This window comes from Protofrankia sp. CiP1_Cm_nod1, from assembly GCF_920888515.1.
Taxonomy (GTDB): Bacteria; Actinomycetota; Actinomycetes; order Frankiales; family Frankiaceae; genus Protofrankia.
Genome location: NZ_CAKKTM010000377.1, coordinates 5,651 through 21,834 on the forward strand (window position 1 = coordinate 5,651; position 16,184 = coordinate 21,834).

The 16,184-nt window shown below is 69.1% G+C and carries 13 protein-coding genes; 4 read left to right on the plus strand and 9 right to left on the minus strand.

Annotated elements, in window-relative coordinates; translation table 11 throughout:
• From NBX02_RS16795 to NBX02_RS16825, 7 genes are all read right to left on the minus strand, one after another.
• The coding region (locus tag NBX02_RS16795; protein WP_250292113.1) for a hypothetical protein at positions 1 to 386 on the minus strand (386 nt) is incomplete at its 3' end.
• Positions 380 to 1,396: a phosphotransferase family protein gene (locus NBX02_RS16800; protein WP_250292115.1), complete on the minus strand. Its 1,017-nt coding sequence runs from the start codon at positions 1,394 to 1,396 to the stop codon at positions 380 to 382. The genes NBX02_RS16795 and NBX02_RS16800, both read right to left, overlap by 7 nt.
• Positions 1,393 to 2,199, minus strand: coding sequence for an SDR family oxidoreductase (locus tag NBX02_RS16805; protein WP_250292117.1), 807 nt, complete (start codon positions 2,197 to 2,199; stop codon positions 1,393 to 1,395). The genes NBX02_RS16800 and NBX02_RS16805 overlap by 4 nt, the downstream gene beginning before the upstream one ends.
• Positions 2,200 to 2,212: 13 nt before the next feature.
• Positions 2,213 to 3,022, minus strand: a complete 810-nt coding sequence (locus NBX02_RS16810; RefSeq protein ID WP_250292118.1) for an enoyl-CoA hydratase/isomerase family protein — start codon at positions 3,020 to 3,022, stop codon at positions 2,213 to 2,215.
• Entirely contained in the window at positions 3,019 to 4,587 is a 1,569-nt protein-coding gene (locus NBX02_RS16815; RefSeq protein WP_250292120.1) for an AMP-binding protein, read from the minus strand. Before NBX02_RS16815 ends, NBX02_RS16810 begins: the two co-directional genes overlap by 4 nt.
• 156 nt (positions 4,588 to 4,743) lie before the next feature.
• On the minus strand, positions 4,744 to 5,835 hold the full coding sequence (locus NBX02_RS16820; RefSeq protein ID WP_250282427.1) for a hypothetical protein: 1,092 nt from the start codon (positions 5,833 to 5,835) through the stop codon (positions 4,744 to 4,746).
• Complete coding sequence (locus tag NBX02_RS16825) at positions 5,832 to 7,058, minus strand: cytochrome P450 (protein WP_250282429.1); 1,227 nt, start codon at positions 7,056 to 7,058, stop codon at positions 5,832 to 5,834. Before NBX02_RS16825 ends, NBX02_RS16820 begins: the two co-directional genes overlap by 4 nt.
• A 395-nt stretch (positions 7,059 to 7,453) precedes the next feature.
• On the opposite strand from NBX02_RS16825, the gene NBX02_RS16830 reads away from it, so the two are divergent.
• Both NBX02_RS16830 and NBX02_RS16835 read left to right on the plus strand, forming a co-directional pair.
• Positions 7,454 to 8,041, plus strand: coding sequence for a cupin domain-containing protein (locus NBX02_RS16830; protein ID WP_250292122.1), 588 nt, complete (start codon positions 7,454 to 7,456; stop codon positions 8,039 to 8,041).
• Positions 8,042 to 8,064: 23 nt separating this feature from the next.
• Positions 8,065 to 9,693 (plus strand): flavin-containing monooxygenase, encoded by a 1,629-nt coding sequence (locus NBX02_RS16835; RefSeq protein WP_250282433.1) that lies wholly within the window; start codon positions 8,065 to 8,067, stop codon positions 9,691 to 9,693.
• A gap of 135 nt (positions 9,694 to 9,828) precedes the next feature.
• Here the strand turns inward: NBX02_RS16835 and NBX02_RS16840 are convergent, their stop codons facing one another.
• The gene (locus tag NBX02_RS16840) at positions 9,829 to 10,998 is read right to left on the minus strand and encodes an acyl-CoA dehydrogenase family protein (RefSeq protein ID WP_250282435.1); all 1,170 of its coding nucleotides are present in this window, start codon (positions 10,996 to 10,998) and stop codon (positions 9,829 to 9,831) included.
• Between the two features lie 239 nt (positions 10,999 to 11,237).
• Here NBX02_RS16840 and NBX02_RS16845 point away from each other — a divergent pair, with 239 nt between their 5' ends.
• Complete coding sequence (locus tag NBX02_RS16845) at positions 11,238 to 12,359, plus strand: CaiB/BaiF CoA transferase family protein (protein ID WP_250292124.1); 1,122 nt, start codon at positions 11,238 to 11,240, stop codon at positions 12,357 to 12,359.
• Here NBX02_RS16845 and NBX02_RS16850 read toward each other — a convergent pair.
• Positions 12,272 to 14,206 (minus strand): GAF domain-containing protein, encoded by a 1,935-nt coding sequence (locus NBX02_RS16850; RefSeq protein WP_250292126.1) that lies wholly within the window; start codon positions 14,204 to 14,206, stop codon positions 12,272 to 12,274. The genes NBX02_RS16845 and NBX02_RS16850 overlap by 88 nt on opposite strands.
• Positions 14,207 to 14,992: 786 nt before the next feature.
• Between NBX02_RS16850 and NBX02_RS16855 the strand changes: the two genes are divergently transcribed.
• Positions 14,993 to 16,183, plus strand: coding sequence for a substrate-binding domain-containing protein (locus tag NBX02_RS16855; RefSeq protein ID WP_250292128.1), 1,191 nt, complete (start codon positions 14,993 to 14,995; stop codon positions 16,181 to 16,183).
• The last annotated feature ends 1 nt before the right edge of the window (position 16,184 follow it).

Sequence of the window (16,184 nt, forward strand, 5' to 3'; positions counted from 1 at the left end):
TTCTCACGGTGCCGGTTCTCACGGTGCCGGTTCTCACGGTGCCGGTTCTGTAGCAGTTCGAGTTCCCTCTGCAGTGCGTCGTTGCGCGCGATGAGATCGTTCAGCCCACGGTCCGTGACGCCGGGCGCAGGCTGCGGCCGGCGTGGCTGCCTCGTGCGCCGCACCCCGGCGAGCCGGGCGAGGCTGGCGAGCGTCACCTCCAGGTCGACGTTGTCCGTTTCCAGATAGTGATGCTGCACATCCCACGTGTCCGCGAGCCTGCCGAGGACATGGATCGCCGCGCGCAGCTGGCGGGCGGCAGACCCGGCGGGCACGGCAGGCAGAACCTCGTCGCGCAGCTCACGGCGAAGCCCCTCGAGCAGCTCGCCGGGGGTTGGTCTCAGCATGGCGTCTCCAACGGCCTGCTGGCGCTGATCCACTCCAGGCACGCCTGGATGGAGGGGATCACGGTTCGGGCCCGGTCGATCAGCCGTAGGTTGTGGCTACGGCCGTCGATGACCGCACGGGCCGCCTGCAGGCTGATCGTGGCGTACTTGACCTCGCAGAAGACGCGGTTCCAGCGCAGTGCCGCTCCGGTGACAGGTACGCCTCCGGCCGCTTCGTACGCCGCGACGAACTCCTCGAGCGGCACGAACCGCTCCGGGCTCCACAGGGCGTGGTACGCCCACGCGATGTCCTCGACCGGGTCGCCGACGTGCGCCATCTCCCAGTCCAGCAGACCGACGATGCGGCCGCCTTCGTAGAGGACGTTGCCCGGCCGGAAGTCACCATGCACGAGCGCTGGTCGCGCGGGTGGGGTGGCGTTGTCGTCAAGCCAGTCGTACAGCCAGGACAGCGCCGGGTACGGCTCAGGGCGGCAGTCCTCGAACCGTGCGCGCCAGTAGGCCAGCTGCGGTTCACCGGTTCCCGCGGCCGGTGTGACGGCATGTAGCTCGGCTGCCGCCCGGGCCAGGTCCAGGGTTCGCGCACGGCCCAGCTCGGTGTCGGCCGAGAGGTACTCCACCGCGTCCGCTCGGCCCGGCAGCCGCTGGAGGAGCACCGCGGGCGCCCCGAACAGATGCCCGTCCGGGTCGTGCGCCCACACTTTCGGCGCCCGTACGCCACGTTCGGCCAGCCCGTCCAGTGCCGCGAACTCGTGTGCCGGGTCGGTCTGTACCTGCGAGCCGGGGGCACGGATGAGCAGGATCAACGGCTCCTCGTGTCTGCTCGCGTGCGTGTCCCGGCCCGAGGCCCAGCGGGCGTCGCAGGCCCACGCGACGCGAGCGTTCCCGCCGAAGACCCGCGCTGGCTGCGAGACAGCCACCTCCTCGGCCTCCGGCAGCCGCAGACGTAGCAGTTCCCGCACGCGAGCGGCCAGCTGGGCCGGTGCGTGCGCAGGAAGGGCGGGCCGGGTCATCGGACGCCGGCTGCGACCCGCAGGGTCTCGCCGGTGATGGCGTCGGACTGGGGCTCGAGGAAGAACGCGATGCCTTCGCCGAGGTCCTCCGGGGTGGGCACGTCACCGAGCGCCGTGTACCCGAGGTGCCGGTGCAGGTATCCGTCGTCGATCCACTGGCGTACCCGGTCGCTGAGGACCAGCCCCGGGGCGACGCAGTTGGCCCGAATCCCCTGACGGCCCAGCTGCACGCTGACGCTCTGGGTGAACGCGACCACCGCGGCCTTGGCCGAGTTGTAGGCGGCGTTACCGAGTTCGAGACGGTTGGCGAAGGCCGCCAGCGAAGCCACGTTGACGATCTTTCCGTAGCCCTGTGCGACGAAGTGCTTCTCCAGCGCGCGGCACATCAGGAAGGCGCTGTTCACGTTGAGCGCGTACATCTGCACCCAGCTGTCCAGCGAGATGGACTCCAGTGGCACATCGTAGACGTCGCGGTTGATGTTGACCATCCCGCCGGCGACGTTCGCCACGCCCTGCACCGAGCCGAACTCCGTCACCGCGAAGTCGACCGCCTGTCGCACGCCCGCCTCCGAGGTCACGTCGGCCTTGATCGTCCGCAGGGTTCCGGGCAGCTCGCGCGTGGACTCGGCCGTGCCGTTGAGCCGACGCGAGCTCAGGTCGACCGCGACGACGTTCGACCCCACCCGCAGCAGCCTGGCGGCGGCGGCGCCGCCGATGCCGCCGCCGGCGCCCGTGACGATGTAGGTGCGTTCGTCGAGAGGCAGGGTCGGCCGCCGCGGGGGGGCCACCGCTGTGCTGGGCATGTCAGGCTCGCCTTCAGATGTAGGAACGCTGGACGAAGTCCGGTGCGCGCTTCTCACGCAGAGCGGCCAGGCCTTCGGACGCCTCGGGTCCGGTGAAGCCCAGGATGCCGAACGCCAGGGAGGCCTCGAACGAGGGCCACGCGGCACGAACCCAGTTGTTGAGCGACTGTTTGGTCCAGCGGATCGCGCTCGGTGCCCCGTGCGCGAGCCGGGACGCGATGTGCAGGGCATGCTCGTCGACCACGGCGTCGTCGACACAGAACGTCACGAGCCCGATGCGCTCGGCTTCCTCGCCCGTGATGGCGTCGCTGGTCATCAGGTAGTACTTCGCCTTGGACAGCCCGCACAGCAGCGGCCATATCGCGACCGCGTGGTCGTCGGCGGCCACGCCCAGGGTGGTGTGCCCGTCCACGAGCTTGGCGGTGCGGCCGGCGACGCTCACGTCCGCCAGCAGCGCGGTGGCCAGCCCGCCGCCGGCCGCCGCTCCGCTGATCGCGGACACGATGGGCTTGCCGCAGTCGAGCATGTTCCGCACCAGGGCACGGCCTTCCTTCCACATCTGGCAGCGGAAGTCGTAGTCGTCGATGATGCGCTGCACCATGTCGAAGTCACCGCCGGCGCTGTATGCCCGTCCCCTGCCGGCGAGGACCACCGCGGACACCTCGGTGTCCTCGTCGATCAGGCGCCAGATCGCGCCCAGGTCCCGGTGCATCTGGAAGTCGAGGGCGTTCATCCGGCCGCGGCTGAGGGTCACCCGCAGGACGTGCGGCTCGGGCCAGTCGAGTTCCAGGCTCTCGTAGCCGGGGTAGCGGATGTCGGTCACAGCCCGGCCCCCGATCCGAACTCCCTGCGCAGCTCGGCCTTCGCGACCTTGCCGTAGACCGCGCGCGGCAGCTCCTCGCGGACCAGGACGTGGCTGGCGCGCTGGTACTTGGCCAGGCGCTCGTTGGCCCACTGCCGAAGCCCCTCCGGGTCGATCTCCGCGCCGGGGCGTGGGATGACGACCACCAGGGGCGTCTCGCCCCACTTCGGGTGCGGCACGCCGACGGCCGCGGCCTCGCTGACGTCCGGATGGCGCATGAAGACCTGCTCGACGTCCACGGCGAAGATGTTGATACCGCCAGATTTGATCATATCCTTGAGCCGGCCCGAGACATACAGGAAACCGTCCTTGTCCAGATGGCCGATATCCCCGGTCCGCATGAAGCCGCGACCGTCCGGGGCGGCCCAGGTCGCCTCCTCGGTCAGTCCGGGATTCTTGTAGTAGCCGTTCATCATCCCGATCGCATGCACCACGATTTCACCGCTCTCACCCGGGGGGAGTTCCGCGCCGGTATTGTCGATGATGCGGATGTCCTCCAGCATCAGGGGTTTTCCGACCGACGTGCGTTTGCCGCGGACGGCGTCCGCCGGCAGCCGCAGGGTCGCGAATCCCTCCGAGAATCCGTACACCTCGTGGATACCGGCGTTCGGGAAGGCGTCCTCCAGCGCGTGGTACGTCTTCTCGGCGATCGGCTGACCGGATGTGACGATGCAGCGCAGGCTGCTCACGTCATGGCCGCGCAGCCCGGGGTGCTCGAGGACGGCGATCCACTGGGTGGGGACCAGGAAGGCGTGGGTGGCCCGCTCGCGCTCCACGGCTGCCAGGAACGCCGCGGCGGTGAACCTGCGCAGGATGACGACCGTCCCGCCCCGGTACATCGTCGGGATCATCGTGATCCAGGTCCCGGACGCGTACGGGGGCGTGCCGAGGACGGCGACCGAGTAGCGGTCGACCTTCAGCCCCATCGCGAAGCCGTACGGGTACATCATGCGGCTGACGTGGGTGTGCTCGATGCCCTTCGGGTGCCCGGTGGTCCCCGAGGTGTAGAGGATGGTGATGACGTCGAACGGTTCGATCCTCACTCCGCACGGCGTGACCGGGGACTCGGCCAGCAGCTCCGGAACCGACCGCCAGTGGTCGTGGGCTGCGCCGAACGTGAGCCAGCGGGAGCCGCCGATCAGCGGCAGCCGCGCGCGGATGGAGTCGATGACCGGCTCGGTCTCCGGATCGGCGATCAGGACGACCGCGTCGGAGTCCGCCGCAAGGCGAACCAGTGACTCTCCGTCGAGCATGACATTCAGTGGCACCGTCACGCAGCCGGCCTTCGCGCTTCCCCAGAACGCGACGAACGCGTTCAGCGACGCGGGCATGAACAGCGCGACCTTGTCACCCTTGCCGAGGCCCTCGGCCCGCAGCAGGTTGGCTAACTGGTTCGTCCGCTCGTCAAGCTCACGCCACGTGAGCCGTTCTTCCTCGAATACGGCGGCCACCGTATCCCCGCTGACTCGCGCATTGTGCGCGATCACGTCCGGACACATCAACGAGAAGTCGTACTTCAGGCTCACGGGCGATCTCCTGATCTCTTCATCCGTCCGACCGCATGCTCGGTGAGAACGCACGGTAGCGACGGACGGAAGCCGTGACGAGGGCCACGCTGTCGAGGCCCCTGTTCCGGGTCACAAAGCTCCGAGTCACAAAGCCCCGGGTCACAGGGCCGTCGGTCACCACAGGGCCCAGCCGGGCCGGCCCTCGCGGCAGGCCTCGTACGCGTCCGGCTCGACCGGTTGCAGGATGCCCGTCGTCGCCCTCGTACCGTCGACGACGCTGCAGTGGTGCTCGTCCAGCCCCCGCAGCGTGCGGCGGACGTGCGGGTCGTTCACGTCGAACCGGTCCCATTCGGTCCGTTCCGGCCCCCCGTACTCGCCGGGATGCAGCCCCGCCCCGGGAGTGCCGCCGTAGAAGCCGCAGCACATGAAGGCGGTCTGGTTGCCCAGCCGCTCGAGGCGTAGGGACCGGTGGGTGCCGTCGTCGAGGGCCAGGTCGACGACGCCCGCCAGAAACAGGTGTGTGTCGGGTTCGAAGCGCAGGCGGCGTTCGATCCGGTGCACGCGGCCGCTGCCCGGGCGGGGGTCGTCGAGGCCGTAGAGCAGTTTCCCGCCCCAGAGGCCGACGTCGTGCAGGTCGATCCAGATCCCGCCCTTCCAGCCGGGCCGGTGCGCGCGCCCGCCGTTGAGCGCCGGGCCACCGACGCCCCGGCCGACGCCCCAGTGGCGGTCCCGGGTGCCGTGCGCCTGGCCGGGCGCCCACTCCACCCGAGTGCCACCGATCTGAACCCAGCCGGTGACCTGACCGAAGCTCTCGAATCCGGCGGTCACCTGCCGCTCGCCGGACGGCACCTGCGGCCCCCAGGCGGCGCCGTACGTCGGGCGGCGGGTGTCGGTCCACTCCAGGTCGTAGGAAAAGCCCCACTCCCCCGGCTCGAGGACGTGCCGCCAGCGGTGGAGCCCCGCGAGGATCGTGGGGCGCATCGGGCCCACCGTGAGGTCCGCCGGCTGCGACGACAGCGGACGGAAGGAGCGCACCGAGCGGTGGTCGCCACGGAAGTTGACGATCGCGTACGACTCGACCCGGCCGAGGACCGGGTAACAGCTGCCGCCCACAGCCAGGAGCAGGTCGCCCGTGTCGTCGTGCCACACGTTCCAGTACCGCTCGAAGAACCGCGGGTCGTTCGACGCGCGGGCCGGCGGGTGCGAGACGGGGTACGGAGCCGCGTGGACGAACTCGTCGTCACGCGGGACGAGCGGGGTGTTCACGCGTCCTCGAGCATGACCGGCAGCCGCAGCGGCCCGCGGCTGACCAGCGAGTTCGCCCACGGGATCGTGTCCAGGGGCTCGGCGAGCCGCAGCCGGGGGAACCGCTCCGCCATGTGCCTGAACGCGATCTGCCCTTCCAAGCGGGCCAGCGGCGCGCCGAGGCAGAAGTGCACACCCTTCGAGAAGGCGAGATGCCCGTTCGCCCGGCCCTCGAGAACGATCTCGTCCGGCGACGCGAAGACGGCGGGATCGCGGTTCGCGGCCGCGAGCATCGCGAAGATCCGGTCGCCCTCCCGCAGGCGCTGTCCCCCAAGCTCCGTGTCCGTGGCGAGCAGGCGCCCGGTGGACAGCACCGGCGAGTCGAAGCGGAGGAACTCGTCCACGGCGGGGACGATCAGGCCGTCGACATCGGCCGTCAGCTTGGCGGCGACGTCCGGGTGCTGGTGCAGGGCGATCAGGCCGTTGGTCAGCAGGTGGGCGGTCGTCTCCTGCGCCCCGTTGCCGATCATCATCATGCTCGCGATCAGCTCGTCCTCGGTGAGCGTCTCGCCGTCGACCTCGGTGGTGATCATGCGGGTGAGGGCGTCGTCCCGCGGGTGGGCCCGGCGTTCGTCGATCAGCTCACGGAACAGTTCCGCCATCGAGCAGGCGCCGTGCCGGGCTCTCTCGTACTTGTCGTCGACACCTCGCGAACTGCCGATGAACAGCATCATCTCGTCCGACCACCGCTTGACCTCGGTCAGCCGGTCGCGCGGGACCCCGAGCAGGTCCATGACGACGTAACCCGGCAGGGTAAGAGCGATCTCGGTGAAGAACTCGACCGGCCGGTCCTTCGGCAGGCCGTCGAACAGGTCCGACGTGATCTCGGTGATCGACGCCCGCAGGGACTCCACCATGCGGGGGTTGATGACCGTCGACAGGTAGCGGCGCAGCCGGGTGTGGTTCGGTGGATCCTGGAACACCATCCACAGCGACAACCAGCGCAGCACGTCGGCCGCTGTCGCGCGGTTCTCCTCGGAGAGCCGTTCGTGCACCGGCAGAAGACGATTCGCCGAGAACACCGCCGGCGCCGTGACCACGCTCTGAACACTGGCCCAGTCCACCGCGATCCAGCCCGACAACGGCTCGCACCAATGCACGCCGCCGGCGGTGCGCAGCTCCGCGAATATGGCATACGGATCGCGCAGTTGTATGGGATCAGTGGGATCGTACGCGGTCGGCATCGAACTCTCCAGGTTCTCGGAAAGCACGAGAATGGCACGCCGTCGGTCGGCTGTTCGACGGCCGCGACGTGCACGATCTGGAGCCGCGCACAAATCCCTCGCGCCGACCGACTCCCCCTCGAGTGCGATCCATGTCACAGTGAACCTTTCCCCACAAAGATCAACTACCTGCCGTGACAGCTACCTGCCGTGACAGGCAAGGGAGGAGGCCAGGAGCGCCTTCCCGGCCCCGCGCACCATCGGTCCCGGCCTCTGGAAGATCAGCCTGATCGCCCGGGCCGCCCTCGCGATCCTCCATGTCGAGCACCACCGCACCACCTGGCGACCACCACGGACACCGCCGCCGTCAATTACAAAAAGTAACCAATCATTACAGGGAAGGCTCAGTACCCGCCATGACTCTTTCCATCAGACGCGTCGTGACCGGCGTCGACAGCACGGGAACCTCCATCGCCCATGAGGACGCGCCGCTGCCACCCGTCGAACTGGCGATCATGCCTGGTGTCCAGATGTTCCAGGTGTGGGGAACGGAGGGCCCGCTCAGCAGCCCGCTCAGCGACCCGAAGCCCGACAACGCGGTCTTCTTCCCCGGGCCGGGCGGAACACGTTTCGGACTGTTTCGCCTCCCGCCGGAGGGCAGCGCCGAACCAGATGCCGAACCAGGTGCCGAACCACACGAACCCAGCGCGGACGCGGCAACCCTCGAGTCCCAGGTCGCCGAGGCCGAAGCGAAGGTGCCAGGGTTGCTCGGCGTGTTCGAGCCCGACGCTCCGGGAATGCACCGGACCAGGAGCATCGACTACGTCATCGTCATCGAGGGCGACCTCTGGGTGGAACTCGACAACGGGACCGAGATCCACCTCCCCCCGGGCACGTGCGTGGTGCAGAACGGCGCCAGGCACGGGTGGCGCAACCACGGAAAGGTTCCGGCCACGCTCGCCTACGTGATCCTGGACGCCCAGCAGCCCGCCCAGGGCCACTGAAAACCAAGAAAGGACATGGCGTAATGCCTACGCAAACTCTCCCGGAAGTCGATGCCGTCGTCGTCGGCGCGGGCTTCGCCGGGCTCCGCACCATTCACCTGCTGCGGCAGCTCGGCCTGAGCATGCAGGTGTTCGAGGCCGGGGACGACGTCGGAGGCACCTGGTACTGGAACCGCTACCCCGGCGCCCGTACCGACACCGAGAGCTGGGCGTACTGCTTCTCGTTCGACCGTGAGCTGTGGCAGCGGTGGGACTTCCGCGAGCGCTACACCGCTCAGCCCGACGTCCTGGAATACCTGCGGGCGGTCGCGGACAAGCACGACATGCGCCAGCACATCCGCTTCTCCACGCGGGTCGACGGCGCCTACTTCGACGAGGCGGCCAACCGCTGGACGGTGACCACCGAGGACGGTCTGCGGATCAGCAGCCGGTGGCTCATCACAGGCCTGGGCTGGCTGGGCATCGCGTACAAGCCTCCGTTCCCGGGCGCGGACTCCTTCGCGGGCAAGTCGTACGTGACGTCGCAGTGGCCGAAGGAGCCGGTCGACCTCACGGGCAAGCGCGTGGCCGTCATCGGCACCGGCGCGACCGGCATCCAGGTGATCCAGTCGGTCGGGCAGGTCGCGGAGCATCTGACGGTGTTCCAACGCACCCCGAACTACGCGTTACCCGGGCGCAACCACGCGCTGGGCCCGGAGCAGCAGCAGGCGCTGCGACGTGACTTCGAAAACGTCTGGGAGAAGACGTTCAACCACGTGTTCGCCTTCCCGATGGAGCCGGCGAACCGCCTCGGCGCGCAGGTCGACGACGCCGAGCTCGAGCGCGTCCTGGAAGCCGGCTGGGAGGCCGGCGGCTTCCACTACATCTTCGAGACCTTCGACGACATGCTCGTCGACCAGCGGGTCAACGACGCCGCCTCGGAGTTCGTGCGGCGCAGGATCCGCGCGATCGTCAGGGATCCCGCGACCGCCGAGCTGCTGTGCCCGAAGACGCACCCGATCGGCGGGAAGCGTCCTCCGCTGGGCAACTTCTACTACGAGACCTACAACCGGCCCAACGTGACGCTGGTCAGCGTCCGTGACGACCCGATCCGGGAGATCACCCCGACGGGTCTGCGGACGGGGACCGCGGAGTACGAGTTCGATGTGATCATCTACGCGACCGGTTTCGACGCGATCACCGGACCGCTCGCCAGCATGAACGTGCACGGGGCCGGGGACCGGACGATTGCCGAGCAGTGGGCACGGGACGCGAAAGCCCTGCTGGGCATCGCGTCCCCGGGCTTCCCGAATCTTTTCGCGATCCTCGGGCCGCAGGCACCGTTCGCGAGCCATCCACCGGTGATCGAGACGCAGGTCGAACTGATCGGCAAGCTGCTGGCGCACGCGGTCGAGCAGGGCGCCGAGCGGGTGGAGGCCACCGAGGAAGCCGCCCAGGCCTGGTCGGACCAGTGCGACGCGATCCTGAACGCCACCCTCCTGCCGCAGGGCATGGGAGACCGGCCGTGGTTCCTCGGGGCGAACGTGCCCGGCAAGAAGCCCAGCACACTGTGCTATCTCGGCGGCCTGAGCAGCTATCGCGCCACCGTCGACAAGGAGGCCGACGGCGGCTTCCCCGGTTTCACCCTGAGCAGGTCGCCCGTACCGGCATAGCCGCCCGGTAGAGCCGCCCGGTAAAAACCGGTGCCCCGCCCGGGGAGGATTCGGGCGGGGCACCGGTTTTTCATGTTCTGCGCATCGGATGGTGAACGGCGCGGGAACTGCGGACATCCGGCGGGCATCGGCTTCTCACGTTTTGTGCAGCCCGAGCCCCCTGCTGATGATGAGTTTCATCATTTCGCTGGTACCGCCGTAGATTGTCTGTACCCGGGCGTCCGCCCAGGCCCGTCCCACCCGGTATTCCGTGGTGTAGCCGTAGCCCCCGTGCAGTTGCAGGCACCTGTCCACGACATGCTGCTGGGCCTCGGTGGTGTGCAGCTTTATCATGGCGGCCGTGTCGGCACCGAGATTTCCCGCCAGGTGCTCCCGCACCCCCCAGTCGACGAAGACCCGCGCCGCCTTCACCGCGGTGGCCAGCTCCGCGAGCAGGAACGCGCTGTGCTGGAACCGGCCGATCGGCTGGCCGAAGGCGGTCCTCGTCCTGACGTAGTCGAGGGTGTCCGCAAGGACGCCCTCCATTGCCGCGGCCGCCTGCACGGCGATGGTGAGCCGCTCCTGCGCCAGGTTCGCCATCAGGTAGCGCAGCCCCCTGCCCGGCTGCCCGAGCACGTTCGCGTCCGGGACCGCGACGTTGTCGAACGACAGCTCGGCCGTGTCCTGTGCGTGGAGCCCGACCTTGCCGAGGTTGCGGCCGCGCGTGAAGCCCGCCATCCCACGCTCGACGACCAGCAGGCTCAGGCCGCCGCCGCCGCCGTCGCCGTCCGGCTCGGTTCGCGCGACAACGATGACCAGGTCCGCGTGGATGCCGTTGCTGATGAAGGTCTTCGTGCCGTTCAGCAGCCATCCGCCGGGGGTTCGTGCCGCCCTCGTCCGGACGCCTCGCAGATCGCTGCCCGCGCCGGGCTCGGTCATCGCGATCGCGGCCACGAGTTCGCCCGACGTCATGCCCGGCACCCAGCGCACCAGTTGCCCAGGCGTGGCCAGTTCGGCGAAGTACGGTCCGCAGACGTCGTTGTGGACCGTGAATCCCGGCCCGGTGGCGCCGGCGCGGTAAAGCTCGGCGTCGACAACCGTGTTGAATCGATAGTCCGCGCCGCCGCCGCCGTACTCGGCCGGAAGCCCGAGACCCAGCAGCCCGGCCGCGCCGGCCTTACGCCACAGTTCCCGCGGAACGATCCCGTCGCTCTCCCACCGGGCGTGGTGGGGGGTGATCTCCCGGGCCACGAACGTCCGGACCAGTTCGGTGAACGCGGCCAGCTCCGCGTCGTGCTCTCGGACGGGTGCGAAGGTCCCTGTCATGTGGCGCCTCCCAGCGCTGTCCCGGGTGATGCGGCCAGGCAGGTGCGAAGGCCCTTTCAGGTATAACCGGGCCCGCCGTCCACAAGGGCGGGCCCGGTTGGTCCCGCGAACAAACGACGAGAAGGAGGTGATCGAACGGGCGGGATGCGACGGCGATAGCTTCCAGTGCTGTCTGCTCTGTGAGCGGCGACTGGCGTTACGCATTGCCACTCATCACCTACCATCCGGAGGATCCTGCCGTGGGACCGTTGCGAGGAGTCCGGATTCTTGAGCTCGGCGGTCGGGGGCCGGTGCGGTTCTGCGGAATGCTGCTGGGGGATCTGGGCGCCGAAATCATCTCTGTCGATCGTCCCCGTGAGGCTGACGACATCACGCCGCTGTCCGACGCCGGGCTGGGCCGCCGTCGCAGGCGGGTGCGGCTGGATCTCAGGTCCGCTGCTGGCCGCGCCACCACACTCGAGATCATCAAGCGTGTCGATGCCGTGATCGAAGGCTTTCTTCCGGGCTCGACGGAACGTCTCGGCCTCGGGCCGCAGGACTGCGCACCGCACAATCCAGGCCTTGTCTACGGGCGGCTGACCGGCTGGGGCCAGGGCGGCCCACTGATGACGCAGCCCGGGCACAACATCAACTATCTGGCCGTCTCGGGAGTCCTGGCCCACCTCGGACGAGCCGGGACCCTGCCCTTCCCCCCGATGAACCTTCTTGCCGACGGTGGCGGTGCGATGTTCCTGGCCCTCGGCGTCGTCTCAGCCGTGCTGGAGGCACGATCGTCCGGCGTGGGACAGGTGGTGGACGCCGCGATGGTCGACGGCGCGGCCCTGCTGAGCACCATGAGCCATGAGATGCGCAACGAAGGCAGGTGGGTGGAACAGCGTGGCAGCAACCTCAATGACTCCGGGGCACCTTTCTACGACGTGTACGAGACCGCCGATGGCCGCCTTGTCGCGCTGGGGGCGGTCGAGGACAGGCTCTGGGAGTCCCTCCTGCGGTTGCTCGGACTGCACGACGAACCGGTCGACAGATGGGACCGGGCGAACTGGCCATGGTGGCGGGAGCGGCTCGCGACGGTGTTCCGACAGCGCACCCAGGCGCGGTGGTGCGCCCTGGCCGAGCAGGCCGGCGTGTGCCTGTCTCCCGTTCTCACGATGGCGGAGGCGCCCGCCCATCCACACAACACGGCCCGGGCGGTCTTCACCAGGGTGGGCGATGCCGTTCTCCCCTCGCCAGCGCCACGCTTCAGCCGTACGCGGCTGGAACCGATCGCCGAACCTCAGTCCCGTGACGACGACACGGCCGACGTGCTCGCCGAGCTCGGCATCGACGTGTCGCGGCTCGTCGGCGACGCCTCGGGCGGGTAGCCGACGCCGGCGGCAACCGCTGGGCAGCCGCCGAGGCGAACGATCGTCATCGCCATCTGCGCGGTCAGATAGTCGCTGTCGTCGGTGGTGACGCGCAGACCGGTGAGGCGTTCGATGTTGGTGAGCCGGTAGCGCACCGTGTTGGGATGGACGCCCAGTTCGTCGGCGCAGTCGCGCACGTTCCTGGCCAGCCGCAGGAACGGCTCCAGTGTCGACATCAGTTCCACGGACTTGACGGAGCGGTCTCGCAGCAGGGGCCCGAACGTGTCGAGAACGAGCTGGCTGGCCTCGTCGCGGCTGGTCGAGGCCAGCAGGAGCCGTGCCGCGCCGAGATCGTCGGCGGCGAGCACGCCCGGCTCGGCGTCCGAGAGATGTTCACGGATGCACTTCAGGACCTGCTGGGCCTCCCGGTGGGCTCGGTGGTCGTCCCCGGGGGCCTCCACCACCGTCGAGATCGCCGCACAGAGCTGGCCTTCCGGACTGAGTTCGGCGAGCACGACACGCAGCCGGGCCCTCACCCATTCGACCGCCTCCCGCCGGTCGCACTCCCTCGGCACCTCGATGATCACCGCGATGTCGCTGCCGGACCAGGCCGCCAGCGCGCTTGACGGTGACTCCCGGTCGGTCAGGATCTGGGCCACCTGCCGTGACATGACGCGGTTCGCCGAACCGCTGTCCCGCGCGGCCACGAGGCAGACCACCCGCCGCGCGGTGAGGTCGACGCCGAGCGAGCGAGCCCGTTCCTCGAGCTCCCGCTCGCCACGGATCAGGCTTCCCACGAGGGCCTCGACCGCATGCCATTCCATGTCCTGGTCGATCCTGCTCCGCAGACGCTCAAGAGCGATGTTGTGCGCGGCCCTGCGCACGATGACGTCATCGAGCTGACCGAACCGGCCGGCGGCCTCGACGACGACGACGTAGCCCTGCCGCTGTCCGTTGAGTTCGATCGAGGTCAGCAGGAGCCGATGGTTGATGCCGGCCTGCGGCAGCGGCGGGATGCACTGCGGGCGTCCGGACTCGAGTGACTCCGTGACGGGCTCGACCGAGGGATGATGCCGGATGTCGCCCAACGACCGGAGTCGCACGCGCAGGTCGTCCGTCGCGCCGGCGCAGGACAGGCAGCGGAAGTCCACGTCGTAGATGGCGCAGGGCTTCGACAGCAGTTGCGCGACCGTCTCCCCCAGCTCACGGACCCCCCAGCCGCTCAGCGCGATATCCGCGAGCTGCCCCTCCATGCGACGAGCGCGCTGCAGCATCTCCAGCTGCCTGGCCTGTACGTGGAGGCTGTCCCTGAGCTGGGAGGTCAGTTGCACCTGGTTGATCGCCGTGGCCGCGAGCTCGGCGAACGACAACGCCAGCTCCTGGTCCGGCTGTGAGAACTCCATCGTGGTGTCCTCGGTGTCGAGACACAGAATCCCGATTACCTCGCCGCGGAGCCTCATGGGGATTCCCAGCACCGAGCGTGCCCGCCAGCGACGCATCGCGGCGTGCACCGGCCGGGGATCCACCAGCGTGTTCGTGAGCATCACGGGCCGGCCGGTGTCGAGGATTTCCCGGGTGAAGTTGTCCCCGGGCATTCCGCTGACCAGCTGTTTTACGGGTATGTCGATGTCCCGGGCAGCGTGCGCGGCCTTGCCGTGCAACAGACCGGTCTCCCGGTCGCGCAGATGCAGACTGCACCGGTCGGCGCCTGTCAGCTCGCTGAGGGTGTCGACAATAAGATGGAAGATCGTGTCAAGGTCGCGTTCTTCGGCCAGCGCGCCAGCCAGTTTCCGGAACGCGGCAAGTTCCTTGTGTTCCCTGTGCTCGCCACCCACCTCGGGGGCGCGCTCGGACGGTTGCCGCATACCGGTCACGTCCGGTATCTGTTGATGCTCCGATCCGGCCTGGCGAACCCCGCTCATGTCCTGTCCGAGACCCCCGTCCGCAGGTCGCCTGAACCATGGATGCGGATGCCTTCCATGGCAGCAAACAGCCAGCAACGGTCTCTGTCAACGGCGCCCGGGCCCGGCCCCCTCGACCGGCGGTGGCGCTGCCGGTGACGCCGGCTGCCCGCCCGCGGCGGCCGACGGGCCAGCTGACGGATCTCCACCCAGTCCTGCACTCTCAGCACCCCCACCGTCAACCGGGGCCCATTTCCGCCCATGGGCAGCGGGTCAGTGTTCAACTGTCGCCCACGGTCCCGCCGGGCGGGTTTTGGAGCGGGGTCCAAAAGGCCGGACGCGGCGTTGCTGCGCACCCGGGGATCCGCCGCTAGCGTTCGCCCTCGCTCAGCCAGGTTGTGAGCCGGAGCACAGTTCCAGCTTCCGCGAATTCCAGGGAGTGCCGACGTGACGGGCGCGTCCATCTGCTTCGCCGGAAGGCCCCCGCGGCGGAAACCCTCCGGCGGGCACGAACGACGAGAGAGGGGACGTCACCTCTCCCACCCACCCGAACAGCCGTCCTGGCCAACGACGCTACGCGCGGCCTGTGGCTGGCCGACCCCGTGGATCATGCCGCAACGCTGCTGACAGGCCTGGTCATCAGCGCCCCCGCCCGCCGAGGCCCAGACCCTGATCTCCCCGGCCGGGGCAGGCCGCGGCCTCCGGCTCTGCCTCCCATCCCGATCCGACACACCACCGACAGGGAGAACGATGATCCATCTGAGGGCAGTGAGGCGTTCGGCATCCGGCATGCTCGCCGCCGTGACCGCGGTGGCGCTTGTCGCCGCGGCCGGGTGTTCCTCCTCCGGACCGGACTTACCCGACGCCACGGGCGGCGGCGCCACGTCGGCCTCCGGGGACGGCTACACCGCCACGGCGCGGGAAGCGGTCGACGCGGCCTACAGAGGCCTCTACAGCGCACCTGCCAAGGGCGGTCCCAGCGCCCAGAAGGGAAAGAACATCTGGGTGATTCCGTGTTCTTCGGCGCTGTTCGGCTGTTCCGAACCCGCCACGGCCATCCAGGAGGCAGCCAGGGTGCTGGACTGGAAAATCACGACGGCAGACGGCAAGGCCAGTCCCGCGGGCTATACGGCCGCCCTCAACCAGGCGGTCGCGGCACACGCGGACGGCATCATCACCATCGCGATCGACTGCCCACCGGCCAGGGCCGGGCTCCAGGCGGCGAAGAACGCCCGTATTCCGACGGTGGCCGTATGGGCCTACGACTGCGACGACCCCAAAGCAGGCGGCGGCGCGTCGCTGTACTCGGCGACCATCAATTCCAGTGGCACCCCTCCCCAGTTCGGTACCAGGTGGGGCACGTTGAAGGCCGACTATGCGATCGCCGCCACCGGAGGCAGGGCGAAGGTCCTACTGATCACGCACCCGGACTTCGTCGTCACCCAGTACGAGGAGGCCGGATATCGAGAAGAACTGGCCAGGTGCGGCGGATGCCGGATCGTCGACACGGTCGCTATCACCGGTCAGGACCTCGGCAACCCGGCGACGACGGCACAGAAGGTCGCCACGGCGTTGCAGAAGCATCCTGAGGCGAACGTCGTGGACGCTCCCGACGACACCACCATGGCCGAGATCTCCCAGGTCATCACCGCAAGCCAGCACTCCGGTCTCGTCGTGGTGGCCGGCGAGGGCTACCCGTCGACCGTGGCCCTTATTCGCAGGAAGGTGGTCACCGCCGCCGTCGGCGTTCCCGCGAACTGGCTCGGCTGGGAGGGCGCGGACGCGATGAACCGGGTTCTGGCCGGCGAGACGACCATCCCGGACCAGGGGGCCAGCTTCCAGATCATCGACGCCGACCACGCTCTGCCCGCCTCCGACAGCCAGTCCTGGACGCCGTCGGTCGACTACCGGGCCGCGTTCACCGCGAACTGGACCGGCTGAC